Origin of the sequence: Deinococcus sp. QL22, from assembly GCF_023370075.1 — a bacterium.
In the GTDB taxonomy this organism is placed as follows: domain Bacteria; phylum Deinococcota; class Deinococci; order Deinococcales; family Deinococcaceae; genus Deinococcus.
Genome location: NZ_CP097151.1, coordinates 355,936 through 370,045, shown reverse-complemented (window position 1 = coordinate 370,045; position 14,110 = coordinate 355,936). Strand labels below are relative to the sequence as shown.

Sequence of the window (14,110 nt, the reverse complement as noted above, 5' to 3'; positions counted from 1 at the left end):
CTTTAGTCCGTAGACACAGTCACGCCGGACTGGAGCAGCTTGAATTTGGGCGATTGGCTGAGGAACAGGGTAGGATTGCCGTACACCATCTGCTCGATGAGCCGCTCACCGTGTCCACGGCGGCGGGCCTGCAAGATGAATTCAGGAATGGCAAGGGGGTCGCTTTCACCCCAGTCGCAAGCAGAGGCGACGCACAGGCGCTCAGCACCGTACATTTCGATCATGTCGAGTGCCCGGGCCGGCGAGGCTTTGGTTCGGGGGTAGAGCGTAAATCCCGTCCAGAAGCCGTGCTCCAGGATCATGGGTGCGGTGTGCTCTTCGGCATGATCGACCATCACGCGGGCTGGGTCAATGCGTGGATCTCGTGCCAGCGCCTCGACAATCGCTTTGGTTCCCTTGTACTTGTCTTCCAGGTGCGGCGTGTGGATGTGAATCAACTGGTGATGCTCAAGGGCCAGTTCGACGTGGTCAAGGAACGTGGCCATCTCATTGCGGGTCACGCGGTTGAGTCCAATCTCGCCGATCCCCAGCACATTCGGGCGATCCAGAAAGTCAGGAATCAGGGCCAGAACCTGCCGGGCCAGTTCCCGGTCTTCTCCTTCTTTAGGATTGAGGCACAGCCAAGTGTAGTGCGCGATACCGTACTGCTCGGCCCGGGCTGGCTCAAAGGACGTGAGATGATCGAAATAATCGGCAAAGGCCAGCGGCCCAAGACGGTCACGGCCAGACCAGAAGGCAGGTTCGGTCACCGCCACACAGCCTGTCAGCGCCATCCGGTGATAATCGTCGGTGGTTCGAGAAATCATGTGGGCGTGCAAATCGATGTACTTCACTGGGCCGCCCCCTGGTCGTCGTGAGGACTCATCTGAGCCGGGTGAACCGAGGCGCCGTAAGCGCTTTGGCCATCCCGAACGTCCAGCAGCGCCGAGTTGTGGTCACTCATGACCAGCTGCACGCGGCGGGCCCGCTCAGGCCCAGGCTCCACCAAGAGCTGAAGCGCTTCTTTAAAGGCCTCCATTCGGAAATCAGTCTCAGCGTTTCGCAGGGCAGAGCGCTCGAAACGGTCTAGGAAGGCGGCCAGTGCCAGGAGCTGGGCACGGTGATCCATAAAAGAGTCATCAAGAAGCTGCGTCTGACTTAGGGGGCAGGTATTGCGGTAGTCGTCCATGCGGGTTCCTCCGGAGATTGAGCGGATGGGTTCGGGCCTGAGCTGGAGTAGGGCGAACGGGTGGCCAGGATCTGCACGCTGCGGGCCACCAGATCGAGATCCATCTCATGGACTTCCCGCCCTCTTCCGATGCTGTCAAGCAACATGATGGTCAGCTGCCCTCCCAGGTGTTCACGGAATTCCTGCAGGCCGTGCAGCAGACTGTGGGGATCGCTGGCATCGTCAAGCGACTGCAGCATCAGCGGATGGAATGCAGCCAAGCCCAGCCGCTCAAAGAGAGTGAGAATTCGCTGCCAGTCGTTCTCGGGCAACCATCCCTGCAGGTGGGCGTAGGTGCTGTCGAGCGCGATTCCCATGGCCACTGCCTCACCGTGCCGCAACGTATAGCCTGTCAGGGCCTCCAGCTTGTGGGCGGCCCAGTGACCAAAATCCAACGGCCGGGACGAACCCTGTTCGAAGGCGTCGCCACTGGTGGCAATGTGGTCGAGATGGAGCTGCGCGCAGCGGTAAATGGCATGTTCCATCGACTGGAGGTTGCGGGTACGCAGCGCGTCAGCATGGGCTTCCAGGAAGGCGAAGAACTCTTCGTCTTTGAGCAGGGCGACCTTGACCGCCTCCGAAAGACCGCCCAGCCAGTCGCGGTTCTCCAGGGTTTCGATCAGATGAAGATCGTTCAGGACGGCAAAAGGCGGCGCAAACGTTCCCAGCCAGTTTTTCTTCCCGTAAGCGTTGACGCTGTTCTTCACGCCGACGGCGCTGTCGTTTTGAGACAGCACGGTGGTTGGAACCCGGATCAGACGTACGCCCCGGTGGGCGGTCGCCGCAGCGTAGCCGACCAGATCGATCAGCGCCCCCCCACCGACCACGACCACAAAAGAGTGCCGGTCGATGCCGTACATATTGATCGCGTCCTGCACCAGAGTGACGTTAACCGGATCTTGTTTCACGGCCTCGCCCCCCGGAAGAATCATGACGGGGGCCACCAGGTTGAGGCGGTGAACCTGACAGTACTCGGTAACAGCGAGCGGAAGCTCTGGATGGTGAGCGACCAGTCCATCGTCCATCACCACCAGAACTTTGCAGGCCGAACGTTGTTGGCCGACCGTTGTTGCGAAGACGGCATTGGACGTGTCGAAAAGGTGTGAAGTGAACTCAACAGCATAGTGAAAGCGCACCTGAAACGACTGCTCAAGCGTACGGGCCATAGAACCTCCTAGACAGCACAAAAAACAGAACGGGGGAGCCCAACTCAACCGGGCCCGCCGCAAAGACTTGGCCACCCTAGGGCTTGTCCCGTTACAGCTTCGTAACCCCAGCCCAGAACTGCGAATCATTATTTATTGATTAAAGTAACCCTCAACCCAGTGCATTCTGGGTGGAGTCACGCACTCAGGGTGAATCGTGGGTCGATCGGAGCTGCCTGATACCACACGTCGTTAAAGACGCTTCCGAAGCGGTGGGTGTTGCCGTCCATCGAGGCTGCGTGGAGGGCGTGGGCGAACGGCCAAGACTCCACGGAGATCAAGCCCCGAATCTCCCAGCCGTTGCGGTAGATGGCGGTCGCGTTGGCGATGGAAAGTGCATTGAAGCGAGCAAAATCAACCTCAAGCTGCTGTCCTTCAGGCGTCAGTTCCAAGTTCTTGCCGTTGAAGTGATCCATGTGGTAGCAGGGCACGTTGACTTTCAGACCCTTGGGGAACGTGGTGCGGATGGTGGACAGCATGCGGCCTACGCTCGCGCGTTCCTCTGCGAGACGAACGCACACCGACCTCTTCCGTTGGCAGGGTGCGGCAGCACTCGTCTAGCGGTACAGACCCACGACCACGTCTTCACCTGCGCGGGGGGTGAAGTACAAGTTTATGGGAGCCAACACATACCAGACGTCTTCTAAAACAGCACCAAACTCCTGCCCCTGCGCCAAAGCTTGTCGGCGGGCGTTCGCAAAGGGCACCGCATTCACAGCGATCAAGCCCCGAACCTCTCGCCCCTCACGCTGCACTCCCATAGCAGCGATCAGAGAACGGGAATCGAACGCCGCCAAATCCACCTCGAGGAAAGATTGGTCTGGACTCAACTCCACGGAGTGGTCGTTGAAGACGTCGATCCGGTAGCGGGGCAACTCAACGGTTTGGCCTTTGGGGAAGTCCGTGCGGTGGATGCGGTACATGCGGGCTACGGTAGTGCTCTCCGTTCTGAAAAACACCCAGGGCTCTGTACACCGTTTGCCCATCTGGCGGCGAACTTTCGGGTGAGGTGGTGAGCGGTACAGGCCTACGACCACGAATCGCCCTGGCTGTGGGTGACGTGCCATTCAATCGGCGCCAGCAGATACGACTCGTCCCCCAGCACTGCCCCGAGCTTGCGCGAGGTGTGGGTGGCCATGGCGTGCTGAAGGGCTTGGGCAAACCGCACGGCGTCCACGGCGATGAGGCCCCGAATCTCTCAATTTTCCGGCTGAATATCTGTAGCGTAAGCTAGCGAGCGGTCACCAAAGGCAGCAAAATCCACCCGCACGCGGCGCACTTCCTGAGTCAGTTCGACCCTGTTGCCTGAAGCCGCCTCGATCCGGCAGCGAGGCACTTCGGCGGTCTACCCTCCCTTCCAGCGCAGCGCCGCCGATCAGGCCGCACGGGGCTGGGTGGGCGACCCGCTCAAGCTGCCTTTCGCCCGCATCCTCCAGAACGTCAAGCAGATGCGTGTGTCCGAAGCGTACTGCTGGATGGTGACCGCTGGGGCCTGCGCCCTGACAGGTGGGCAGCAGGTGCCCCTCTCCTCCTCTTTACCGACAACGACTTGCCAGAACCGCGTCGACACGCGCTCGCCCCGGCTTACGCTTGTCGGTAGGCCTGCAGTTGCGCCGCACATCTTTCGGCCAGTGCCCGGAACTCTGCGTGCAGTTCTGGGGGACTCTCGACCCGAAAGGCGCAGCCCACACCCAACAAGAATGCCGCGAAACTGCCCAGATTCTCGCGCTGGGCGCGCAGGCGTGTGCCGGCGCCTTCTGCGGTCAGGTCAGTGCCCCAGACGGCCACTCGGCCCCGCAGGTCTTCCAGAGGGCAGTCTAGCCACACACTGACTTCGAAGGCGGTCGGTGCGGCGTGTAGGGTGGAGCGGAGGTAGGCGGCAGCGTCAAAACCGGGTGGGGGCGTGAACGGATCCCTCAGGACGCTCAGATCACTCATGCGGTCAAGTCGAAAGGAGCGGAGCGCGGCACGCAGATGACAGTGGCCTACCGCGTACCAGCGCCCATCCAGGTGGACGACGCGGTACACGTCGGCCTGGCGGAGAATCGGCGGGGTGGCGGGAGCGGCGTACATAAACGCCACACGGCAGGTCGTATGCACCGCTTGCAGCAATGTCGCCAACAGCCGCGCGTCGGTGGTGACGACCCAGGGCGAGGCGTCCAGTTGGACACTGTCTTCTAGCGCCTGCACGTCATCTTTAAGGGCAGCTGGCAGCGTGCGGGCCAGTTTGGCGCTGGCGGCCTCGGCGGCGGGGGCCAGCGCGTGCAGCCCCAGGTGCCGGAGCGTTCTCAGGCCCAGTGCGGCGGCCAGCGCTTCCTCGGGCGTAAACATCAGGGGTGGCAGGCGGAATCCGGGTTTCAGGCGGTACGCTCCCCCCACGCCCCGGCGACCCTCGACAGGAATTCCCAGGTCCTGCAGCCGGGCCACATAGCGCTGCACAGTGCGGGGACTGACTTCCAGGCGGCGGGCCAACTCCGCGCCGCTGACTTCCTCGCGGGACTGAAGCAGTTCCAGCACAGTCAGCACGCGCATCGACGGATCGTACATGGCCTGAGTCTAATTCGAACAGACCGTGAAAAGCGACACGTTCTGACGGGAATTGGCATTACGCTGAGGACAGATTCAGCCCCAGGCTGTTCATCTCAGGAGGCTCAAACATGACGACCACCACCCGCCCGTCCATCCTGTCTCTGGAAGACTTCGTAAGCCACTGGCAGGGCCACCGCGCCCTCACCCGCCGCGTGATCGAGGCCTTTCCGGAAGACCAGCTGTTCACCTTCACTGCGGCCCCGCCCATGCGTCCCTTCGGCGTGATGGCTACCGAGATTCACATGGTCAGCGAGATGACGCTCGGCGGCCTGACCGGGAGCGACTGGAGCGAACCAGACTGGACTGCTGGCCCCCGCAGCAAATCTGAATTGCTGAGTACCTGGGACGCCCTGAGTGGGCGCATCGCTGCCGAGGCTCCGACTGCTGATTTGGCGTTCTTTATGCGCCTCCATCAGCTTCCCTGGGGAGAAATGACTGGCTGGGTCGCGGCCATCTATGCCATTGACAACGAGATTCATCACCGCGCTCAGGCCTATGTGTATCTGCGGGCCCTGGGCACCGAGCCGCCCGCTTTCTACGAGCGCTGAGTGCCTGCGGGCGATCTTCGCCTGGCCCGCCACCCGCCCAGAACTGCCCCACATCCGGAGAATGAATGTATGCCCGATCTGACCCTGCCACTGGAAACTTTTCGCCGCAACGCCCGCGTGAACGCAGTCCTCCTGACCGCCCTGACCCCCACGGATTTTGGCCTCAGCGATGAGCGCGGCGGCTGGACGGTAGGCAAGCACCTGGCCCATATGGCTGGATTCCGCGCCGATTGGCTCTCAAACATCTCTCCGGCGCACGCCGAGCCGCTGTTCCGAGTGGTAGACGATACGTTCGTGTGGCGCTGGGAAGGTCAAGACCCTGCCGACCTCGGGGAAGCCTTCGCCCTCAGTGACGAGGCGGCGCTCAGGGCCGTGCAGGGCGCTCTGGAAAAGAACCAGCCTTTCGCGGATCCGTGGAATGAGAGCACCTACCAGTCGAATCCGGTGCATTTCCTGATGCATACGGTGGTGCATGACAGCCACCACCGGGGGCAGATCATGGCACTCCTGCGTTTGGGGGGCCATACGCCTGAACAGATGGACGCCCTAGACAATCATTGGGCCATCTGGCGCGAGTAATTCCCACTGGCATTACGTCGTAGCCTGATCAAGGGCGGACTGCAAAAGCTCTGCCGACAATCGAGCGGCAAAGAATCGACGGACACGAATTCCGTTTGATTCCCGGACTGGTGGGAAAGCCCCGCCTGTTCGTCCGTCTCCCTTCAGTCCGTACTTTTTCCTACTCGCTCCGCTCGAGTTGAATCCCGTCATGGGTTCTAGCAAGTTGTGGTCGACAAAGAGGAGTCGAGGGGGTTGTATTGCCTTAATTCGGGGCTGGGTATGGGGGGCGGAGGGGTGGCCTGAGCTTCAGGCCACCCCTCCCGCGGCGGCTGACCACGTCTGGACGCTTGCTTCTGATGTTTTCTTCTGGTCAAGGCGGAAACGCTCGTTCGGGCATGATGGTGAAGGTGGGCTTGAGTCGGTCTTGCGGACGCCTGATCAGGCCAGCCAAACTTGGCGCTCGAACTCGTGTGGTGTCGCACATCGTCTAGCAGCGGTTTCAACGCCTGTTCTTCCACGTGGAACGTCAGCAGCAGAGTCTGCCTAAGGTCTCGACTGCGCCGGCGCACTTCATCAAGGTGTTGACGGCTCAGCAGGTCTGGCTCTTCCACTGCTACCGTGTTCCAGGGTTGCCCCAAACCGACAATGCACTGGAGCAGTATTTTGGCTCGGCCAAGCGGTATAAATGCTGTATCAGCGGCCAGAAATCAGCTTCACCGAGTCTGGTTATTCGTGGACAGGTGCGCCTGGCCGCCGCTGCGACCGGCAAGAGCATGATTTGTCCGTAAGACCTTCAGCCGACGAGGGTGGAGCAGTAGCGTGCAGTCCGTCAAGAACTGCAACGCCGTCAGGAAACCCGTCGGCTGCAGTCACAGTTTCGGCGAACGCTCCAAACCTGCCTCGCCCAACTTGAGGCAGATTGGAACAAGCTGACAGAATGAGGCCGTGGTTCACAGCCTCATGCATGGGGGGGGAACCCCCCCCATGCATGAGGCTGTGCTCAGGCCCTGCCGAGGGATATTCGTCAGTTGAGTCGAGGATGAGCAGCACACTTCACGCTCCTTCACCCTGTCACAGGCTACGATAAAGCGACTCCACGGTGTCTTCTCCGAACAGCAGGGATGCACGCCTCCTTCCTTTGATGGGGATTTTCATCCCCCGTTCAACTTCTCACTGTCCTCAAGGAGTGTCTGATGCGCCTCACCCGCTCTGCTTTTCCCCTATTTACCGCTCTACTTTTGGCCGGTTGCGCTGCCCCAACGGCGCCGCAGGCGCCTGCGGCCTCCGGCGAGTACGTCATGACGGTAGGGACTCCTGACCCCGCTCTCAGTGACGCTCAACTGTCTGCGCGTTACGGCGGAGCACTGGTGATCCGTACTCCCCGCTTTGCCTTGCTGCGGGTCACCGGTAGACCCCTGAGGAGCGCGGCGCTTGAACGCGCCCCGGACGTCACGGTGGAGCGCAATACAGACGTCTTCCGGGTGCCCAACTTCAGCAGCAGCGGTACGGTGGGGTTGTGGGGCAGTGGAACCGTCGGCCTGTGGGGCAGCGGGACAGTCGGACTGTGGGGCAGTGGCAGCGGCGCGTCTGCGGCAAATACGGCCAACTATGCGGAGTACACCTCCATTGGACTGGATGCCGCGCAGGCCCGCATCACGGCGCAGAACCGCACACCCGGCGCGGGCGTGACCCTTGCCGTGATCGACACTGGAGTGGATCTCAACCATCCGGCCTTTGCCGGACGCCTCAGTCCCGCCAACACCTGGAAAGACTTCGTGGACAACGACGCTCTGCCGCAGGATCAGGGCCAGATGGGCACCGGCGCGGTCGGGCACGGCTCTGAAGTGGCGGGCCTGAGCTTGACCGTGGCGCCCGGCGCACGGGTCATGCCGCTGCGGGTGCTCGACGAGCAGGGTGGGGGCGACGTCGATGACCTGACGCAGGCCATCGTCTGGGCCGCCGACCACGGCGCAAACATTATCAACCTCTCGCTGGGCGCAGGAGAGGCAGTCGAAGCAGTCACGCAGGCCATTGCCTACGCCAACTCGCTGGGCGCGGTGGTGGTGGCCAGCGCGGGCAACGGGGGCCATGAGGGGCTGGATTACCCTGCCGCCGAATTTGGGCTGACCTCGAACAATCTCGCGGTGGGCAGCGTCAATCACGCCGGAAGCAAGAGTGCGTTCTCGCAGTACGGCCCCCTGACCCTGCTGGCCCCCGGCGAGGGCTTGGTCGGCCCGGCGCCCCAGAATCAGGCCGCGGCCTGGAGCGGTACCTCGATGAGCACCCCCTTGGTGGCTGGCAGCGTCGCGCTGGCGATGACCCACGGGTTGGCCCGCTCGGCAGCCGACAGCGCGGAGCGCCTCAAAGGCACCGCGCAAAATATGGGCGGTGTGAGCGGCAATGCCAACTACACTGGAAAACTGGGGGTGGGGCGCATCGATCTCGATGCCTTGACCCGCTAGCGTGACCAGGCCTGTTCCAGTTCCCGCCAGCGGAGACGAACGGGGTTGCCTGCATGCCGCTGCCCAGAGCGAGCTGCGGACGTTGAGCACGGCACACCCCGAACAGGCCCTCGAGCGCTTGGCCGCGCTGATCGAAGAGCACTGGCCCGACCCGACGTGCCGGCCGGAACTGCGGCTGATGGCCGCCGACATCCTGCTGCAAGTCGGTGCGCTGGATCGGCTTCAGGTGCAGCTTGACGCCTGCTCACCTCAGACCGCCGAGCAGCGTGTCCGTCACGCGCTGCTGCTCGGCCAAGCCGACACCCGCACTGGGCGGCTGCACGAGGCCGAACGTCATTTCCGGGTGGCCTTGGGCGAAGCGGCGACTGCGCAGCTCACTGCACATCAGGCCGCCGCCACATCATTTCTGGCCCAAGTTCGCCACCGCACTGGGAACAGTGAGGAGGCGCTGGGCCTGATCGCCCAGGCGCTCCTGCTGCGCCAGCAGCTTGGCGACGTGGACGGCGAGATCCGGGCGCTGTGCAACACCGCGCTGATTTTTAACGCGCAGGCGCGGCTCCCCGAAGCGGTCGAGGCACTGACCCAGGCCCAATTGCTGTTGCCGCGCTGCGCAGAGCCGCTCGAATCCGCCCTGCACGTGTCTTCCGGCTTGGGCTTGGTGCATGAAACCACCCACCAGTATGAGGAGGCCTATGAACAATTTATGCGGGCCAAAGACGTGGCGGCCCGCGCCGGCAACCAGGCCGCAGAATGCTTGATGACCCTGAACAGCGGCGAAATGGCCCGGCAATGCGGCAAGTTTATAGAGGCGGGGGTGCTGCTCGGCGATGCGCTTCACGTCGCCCGTGCCCTGAGCAACACCCAAGTTCTCACTGCCGCCCTGCAGAGCTTGGGCCTGCTCTATGCGGAGACAGGCCATCCGGAGGCGGCGGATCGCGCCTTTGCAGACGCCGCCGCGCTCAGTGAGCACAGCAGCGACATCGACACCCAACTGGAGCTGCTGCAGGTGACTGCAGAGCAGTACCTCGGCTCCCCCGCCCCCCAGCGGGCCGCACCCCTCTTGCACCGCGCCCTGACGCTCAGCGAACAGGCGGTGCGGCCCGCCCAGGCCCTCACCATTCACAATCTACTGGCCCGCCTGTATGAGGGGGACGATCCTCGCCGGGCCATCAGGCATCTCAAGCAGGCGGCGGCGCTGAGCAACACGCTGCGGGACGTGGCGCTCAGTCAACAGGCCCGTGACCTGACCCGCGAAGCCGAACTCCACTCCACTCGGCGCGAAATTCAGTATGAACGTGACCTGCGCCGCACGGCTGACGCCGCCCGCACCGAAGCCCTGACTGCGTTGGAGAACGGCAAGTTGTCCGACGACCTGACGGGCCTGCCCAACCGGGTGATGCTGCACGCCCTGTTGACCAACGCCCTAAGCACGGGCGGGCCGTACGACGGCGACCTGAGCCTGTTGGTGGTCGACCTCGACCGCTTCAAGCAGTTCAACGACGCGCTGGGTTCAGCCGGCGGCGACCAGGTGCTGCGCGAGGTGGCCAGCCGCTTCAAAGAGAGCCTCAAGCCACACGACATTCTCGCCCGCGCTGGCAGCAACGAATTTTTGATGGTGCTGTTCGGTCAGACCCCGAAAGACCGGGAAGCGCAGGCCGACGCTTTGCTGCGCGGTTTGCAGCGCAATTTCTCGGTGATGGGACAAGACCTCTACGTTTCGGCCAGCGCGGGCTTGGCTCATCATCCTGAGCACGGTTTAGAGGCTGAAGACCTGCACCGTGCCGCCCATATAGCGCTGGACGACGCCCGCAGAGACGGCCGGCGCCTGCGGGTCTACAGCGGCGGAGACCAACTGCGTGTCCAAGCCGTCGCGCTCGACGCGGCCCTGTCCAGGGCGCTGGAATTGGGCGAGTTTGAACTGCACTTTCAACCGCTGATCGACGCCCACTCGCGCCTCCCGGTGTGCGCGGAAGCCCTCGTGCGCTGGAACAGCGCCACGCTGGGGCGCAAGAGTCCGGCCGAATTTATTCCTGCCCTGGAGCGCAGCGGCGGCATCATCGCGCTCGGCGCCTGGGTGCTCAAAGAAGCCTGCAAGCGGGCCGCCACCTGGAACGGTGTGCGGGTGGCGGTCAACCTCTCGGCACGGCAATTTCAAGAAGGTGACCTGATGGCCGACGTGCTGCAGGCCCTCGCACTGAGCGGTTTGCCTCCAGAGCGCTTGGAACTCGAAATTACGGAGAGCATGCTGATTCAGTCACCGGAGCGGGTCACCCACCTGCTAACGGCCCTGAACACCCTGGGCGTGCGGGTGATGCTCGACGACTTCGGCACCGGCTATTCCAGCCTGAGCATTCTGCGCACGCTAGCGGTGTCCGGCATCAAGCTTGACCGCTCCTTTGTGGCGGCCCTGGAGCGCGGGGGCAACCTCAAGGCGCAGGCCATCATCCGCTCGGTGGTGGGCCTCAGTCAGGCGCTCGACCTGGATGTGGTGGCTGAAGGCGTCGAACACGCCGATGAGGGCGCCGTGCTGCGCCACCTCGGCGTCAACCTCTTGCAGGGTTACCACTACGCCCGCCCCAGCGCCGACTGGACGCCGGTGGGCTGGACGTCTCCCGACTGACCCCCGGCAAAAAGCGCAAAAGCGAGGTCTCCCCTGTTGCGGCAGGAGTGGTCACCGGGCGTCCCTTTAGAGGCAGACAGGATCGTGTGCCAGGAGTAGCCAGCCCCCTCTTCCACGGCGCGGACCTGGCGGGAGGCGTCGGCCTGCCGGCGGTCAGCCCAGCAGCGGTTTGCCGGGCCCGCACGGGTTCGTTTCTTCAGTGGGCGGCGCGAACCCGCTCGGGCCGGGCCTGGGCGGCCCCAAACAAAAACCTTGCTCAGAGCTGAACCGTAATGACGTGGTGCGCGCCGGCCCGCCGGGCGTGCACCACGCCGGCGTCCAGCTGCGTCATCAGGTCGCCCTCTTCGGCCAGCGCCATCCATTTGAGGGGCGACACCTGATCCCATACCGGATGAACCCCGCGCGACGAGGCCTCGGGTCCCACCACCTCCCCGGACTGCAACGCCACGATCGGCTGATCGTGCACCTCAAGTCCGCCGATTTGGACGGCGGCGCGTAGAACCGCACGCCCGCCCGTTCAGCTCTGGCCGCGTATATGGCCAGATCAGCATGCTTGAGCAGCGCGGGCCTCCCTGCCCTGGGCGCGGGCCACCTACACTGGTCGAGACCATCAACGGGTGGCCGTGCAGGGCAGGGGCGCGGCCAACCCCACCACCTGAAAGACTTGCACTCCAGTGCATGGCTGAAGCCCATCGGGTTGGGACAGTGACTCGGTTGTCAAGGAGATCCAGCGCTTTGCCGTCTGACAGAAGTCTCTCGGGCCCCGGCAGTTGTGGCAGATGGAGGGGATGAACGTGTGCAGCGCTTGAATTTTCACGCCCTCACGGATTTGTCCGCCTGTGAGCAAGGGGGTCTTGTCGGAGCGTCGTTAGAGGGGGGAGTCAAGACGGCGCAACCGGTGATAATCACCGAGGTACCGGCCGCGTCTGGTTCCCATTGCGGGTCAGCTGATCAGACCAGGGCACAGGCCCAAAGAACCCACCTAGACGCGCCGCTTGCAGCCGTCGGTGTCCTTGGCTCTTAACTTCCCACTTGAGGGGCACAGCGCACCGTTTGGGCGTCAAGGATAAGGATGCCTGTGCTCGGGTCTGGAGCGCACTCCACGTCTGGTTGGCACCGCCGGAAATCCCATCTACCGTCGCTCAGGATGGAAAATCATGAGGAAGCCTGCGGCTCTCGCAGCTGCTTCCCAGCACAGCTCACCTCAGGTAGCCCCAAGCTGCAAGGTCTGGAGCCTACTTTTTAGCCGGTCACAACGACCCTCAATGCGTACACTGTCTGCGGGTGAGACGCACCTCTATTCCGGAAGGGAGAGACGAGCCGGTTCTCACCCAATCAGTGTGCGGTCAGTGAGCACCCAGAAGGGAAGTGGGCTCTGCTGGCAGCGAAAGCGCGCGAGCGCCGCAATATCCAGGTCTTTTTCAGGGGAAGACCGCCAGAAATGGATCAGACCTCACAGGGCCCTCCCTTCACACTCTGCATCAGGAACACGCCTTTCATGCACGTGCATAGGAGACGAGATGAACACACCATCCCAGGAAGATGCCACGGTCACCCACCACCAGATCGCCGCAGGTGGCGTGCGGCTTCACTACGTGGCCGCGGGACCAGCACAGGGTTCCCTTGTTGTCCTCCTTCACGGCTTTCCTGAATTCTGGCGGGCCTGGGAGCGCCAGATCGGGCCACTGGCAGATGCCGGCTTCCGGGTCATCGCGCCCGATCTGCGCGGCTACAATCTCAGCGAAAAGCCCCTGGGCGTCGAAGCGTACCGCCTTCAAACTTTACAGCAAGACGTCTCCAACCTGATCCGGGCGCTCGGATACGAACGGGCGCATGTGGTCGGTCATGACTGGGGCGGCATTATCGCCTGGGCACTGGCGATCCGACAGCCGGAGATCGTCCAGAAACTCGTTATTCTGAATGCACCTCATCCAGGCGCGAGTCGCCGAGCCTTTCGGAAGCCGGCCCAATGGAAGCGGTCATGGTACATCTTCTTCTTCCAGTTGCCCTGGTTGCCTGAGCGCGTCCTTCTCCGCTTCGCGGAGAAGGTGCTGCGTGGCGTCAATCCTGACGCCTATACCGAGAACAACCGCAACCTCTACCGTCAGGCGTGGAATCAGCCGGGCGCAGCGACGGCGATGATCAACTACTACCGCGCATTAAAGCCGTTCCAAAAGCGGGAGGAAGTGCGTGACGAGTCACTTCAGGTGAGGGTACCCACCCTGGTGCTGTGGGGGAACCTGGACGCAGCACTGCTGCCGGAAATGGCCGACGGACTGGAACGCTGGGTGCCCGATCTGCGGGTGGTGCGCTTTGCACAGGCGAGCCACTGGATCATGCGCGACGATCCACTCCGGGTCAACAAGTTCATCATCGATTTTTTCTCGTCCTGAACGGTCTGCTGGGCCATGCACTGCAGCGCCTGAGGCGAGAAGGAAGAGCCCCAATCGGCCGTGTTGCCTTGAGTCTGTTGGGATCAATTCGTCCCCGATGCCCTGAACGGTGCGGCCCTCTTCATAGACGAGACCGGGGGTGGAAAAGGCGAGGTTGAGCTTTGCGCCAGTCTGGATGCGTCCAGGGTTGACAGTTTGGTACTGGGCTGGCCCCAATGTTTGGACGACTTCGAGTCGAGACTCGGTCTGGGCCGCAGCCTCTAACCTTTCCCCGTTCTTAGACAGTCAGGCAACCACACTTCTAGACCAGCATTCGGTCTACAAGTGAAATTGCAACACTTCGGTGGAAGGTTCCTTCTGGATGGGGGGGCTTGCTCCTCAAAGGCGACCGATAGCCCAGGAATGAGTGACAGCGTTGGCGGTTATCAAACACTTCACTTCAAACACCTCTGGTCTCGTCTGGGCACGAAGAAACCGCGCCTCACTCCATTCCAGTTTCGTCTTCAGTGTCGCGGAAAAGCTTTC

12 protein-coding genes and 1 pseudogene are annotated in these 14,110 nt (G+C 62.7%); 6 read left to right on the top strand and 7 right to left on the bottom strand.

Features of this window, described 5'->3' with window-relative positions:
- Nucleotides 1-2: 2 nt before the first annotated feature.
- The 6 genes from M1R55_RS21205 to M1R55_RS21180 all read right to left on the bottom strand — a co-directional run bounded on the left by M1R55_RS21205 (nt 3) and on the right by M1R55_RS21180 (nt 4,959).
- Nucleotides 3-833: a TatD family hydrolase gene (locus tag M1R55_RS21205; RefSeq protein ID WP_249394953.1), complete on the bottom strand. Its 831-nt coding sequence runs from the start codon at nt 831-833 to the stop codon at nt 3-5.
- A complete protein-coding gene (locus M1R55_RS21200) occupies nt 830-1,168 on the bottom strand; it encodes a hypothetical protein (protein WP_249394952.1) in 339 nt (112 codons plus the stop codon). Before M1R55_RS21200 ends, M1R55_RS21205 begins: the two co-directional genes overlap by 4 nt.
- Nucleotides 1,138-2,373 carry a 3-dehydroquinate synthase gene (locus M1R55_RS21195; RefSeq protein ID WP_249394951.1) on the bottom strand — a complete coding sequence of 412 codons (1,236 nt, stop codon included), beginning with the start codon at nt 2,371-2,373 and terminating at the stop codon, nt 1,138-1,140. The genes M1R55_RS21200 and M1R55_RS21195 overlap by 31 nt, the downstream gene beginning before the upstream one ends.
- A gap of 176 nt (nt 2,374-2,549) precedes the next feature.
- On the bottom strand, nt 2,550-2,891 hold the full coding sequence (locus M1R55_RS21190) for a hypothetical protein (protein WP_249394950.1): 342 nt from the start codon (nt 2,889-2,891) through the stop codon (nt 2,550-2,552).
- A gap of 78 nt (nt 2,892-2,969) precedes the next feature.
- Nucleotides 2,970-3,335: a hypothetical protein gene (locus M1R55_RS21185; RefSeq protein WP_249394949.1), complete on the bottom strand. Its 366-nt coding sequence runs from the start codon at nt 3,333-3,335 to the stop codon at nt 2,970-2,972.
- A 661-nt stretch (nt 3,336-3,996) separates the two neighbouring features.
- A complete protein-coding gene (locus tag M1R55_RS21180) occupies nt 3,997-4,959 on the bottom strand; it encodes a YafY family protein (protein WP_249394948.1) in 963 nt (320 codons plus the stop codon).
- A gap of 110 nt (nt 4,960-5,069) precedes the next feature.
- Here M1R55_RS21180 and M1R55_RS21175 point away from each other — a divergent pair, with 110 nt between their 5' ends.
- The 5 genes from M1R55_RS21175 to M1R55_RS21155 all read left to right on the top strand — a co-directional run bounded on the left by M1R55_RS21175 (nt 5,070) and on the right by M1R55_RS21155 (nt 11,192).
- Nucleotides 5,070-5,549 carry a DinB family protein gene (locus tag M1R55_RS21175; RefSeq protein ID WP_249394947.1) on the top strand — a complete coding sequence of 160 codons (480 nt, stop codon included), beginning with the start codon at nt 5,070-5,072 and terminating at the stop codon, nt 5,547-5,549.
- Nucleotides 5,550-5,618: 69 nt separating this feature from the next.
- Nucleotides 5,619-6,128 (top strand): DinB family protein, encoded by a 510-nt coding sequence (locus M1R55_RS21170; RefSeq protein ID WP_249394946.1) that lies wholly within the window; start codon nt 5,619-5,621, stop codon nt 6,126-6,128.
- A 500-nt stretch (nt 6,129-6,628) separates the two neighbouring features.
- Nucleotides 6,629-6,898 carry a hypothetical protein gene (locus M1R55_RS21165; RefSeq protein WP_249394945.1) on the top strand — a complete coding sequence of 90 codons (270 nt, stop codon included), beginning with the start codon at nt 6,629-6,631 and terminating at the stop codon, nt 6,896-6,898.
- 405 nt (nt 6,899-7,303) lie between these two features.
- Nucleotides 7,304-8,572: a S8 family serine peptidase gene (locus tag M1R55_RS21160; RefSeq protein WP_249394944.1), complete on the top strand. Its 1,269-nt coding sequence runs from the start codon at nt 7,304-7,306 to the stop codon at nt 8,570-8,572.
- 1 nt (nt 8,573) lies between these two features.
- Entirely contained in the window at nt 8,574-11,192 is a 2,619-nt protein-coding gene (locus M1R55_RS21155) for an EAL domain-containing protein (RefSeq protein WP_249394943.1), read from the top strand.
- A 256-nt stretch (nt 11,193-11,448) separates the two neighbouring features.
- Here the strand turns inward: M1R55_RS21155 and M1R55_RS21150 are convergent.
- Nucleotides 11,449-11,679, bottom strand: a pseudogene (locus M1R55_RS21150) (EAL domain-containing protein); the annotation flags it as partial.
- Nucleotides 11,680-12,712: 1,033 nt separating this feature from the next.
- On the opposite strand from M1R55_RS21150, the gene M1R55_RS21145 reads away from it, so the two are divergent.
- Nucleotides 12,713-13,585 carry an alpha/beta fold hydrolase gene (locus tag M1R55_RS21145; protein WP_249394942.1) on the top strand — a complete coding sequence of 291 codons (873 nt, stop codon included), beginning with the start codon at nt 12,713-12,715 and terminating at the stop codon, nt 13,583-13,585.
- The last annotated feature ends 525 nt before the right edge of the window (nt 13,586-14,110 follow it).

What these genes read in the sequence shown, in the direction of transcription:
- M1R55_RS21200 (WP_249394952.1), bottom strand. Translation starts at nt 1,168, where the DNA reads ATGGACGACTACCGCAATACCTGCCCCCTAAGTCAGACGCAGCTTCTT.
- M1R55_RS21195 (WP_249394951.1), bottom strand. Translation starts at nt 2,373, where the DNA reads ATGGCCCGTACGCTTGAGCAGTCGTTTCAGGTGCGCTTTCACTATGCT.
- M1R55_RS21190 (WP_249394950.1), bottom strand. Translation starts at nt 2,891, where the DNA reads ATGCTGTCCACCATCCGCACCACGTTCCCCAAGGGTCTGAAAGTCAAC.
- M1R55_RS21185 (WP_249394949.1), bottom strand. Translation starts at nt 3,335, where the DNA reads ATGTACCGCATCCACCGCACGGACTTCCCCAAAGGCCAAACCGTTGAG.
- M1R55_RS21180 (WP_249394948.1), bottom strand. Translation starts at nt 4,959, where the DNA reads ATGTACGATCCGTCGATGCGCGTGCTGACTGTGCTGGAACTGCTTCAG.
- M1R55_RS21175 (WP_249394947.1), top strand. Translation starts at nt 5,070, where the DNA reads ATGACGACCACCACCCGCCCGTCCATCCTGTCTCTGGAAGACTTCGTA.
- M1R55_RS21170 (WP_249394946.1), top strand. Translation starts at nt 5,619, where the DNA reads ATGCCCGATCTGACCCTGCCACTGGAAACTTTTCGCCGCAACGCCCGC.
- M1R55_RS21160 (WP_249394944.1), top strand. Translation starts at nt 7,304, where the DNA reads ATGCGCCTCACCCGCTCTGCTTTTCCCCTATTTACCGCTCTACTTTTG.
- M1R55_RS21145 (WP_249394942.1), top strand. Translation starts at nt 12,713, where the DNA reads ATGAACACACCATCCCAGGAAGATGCCACGGTCACCCACCACCAGATC.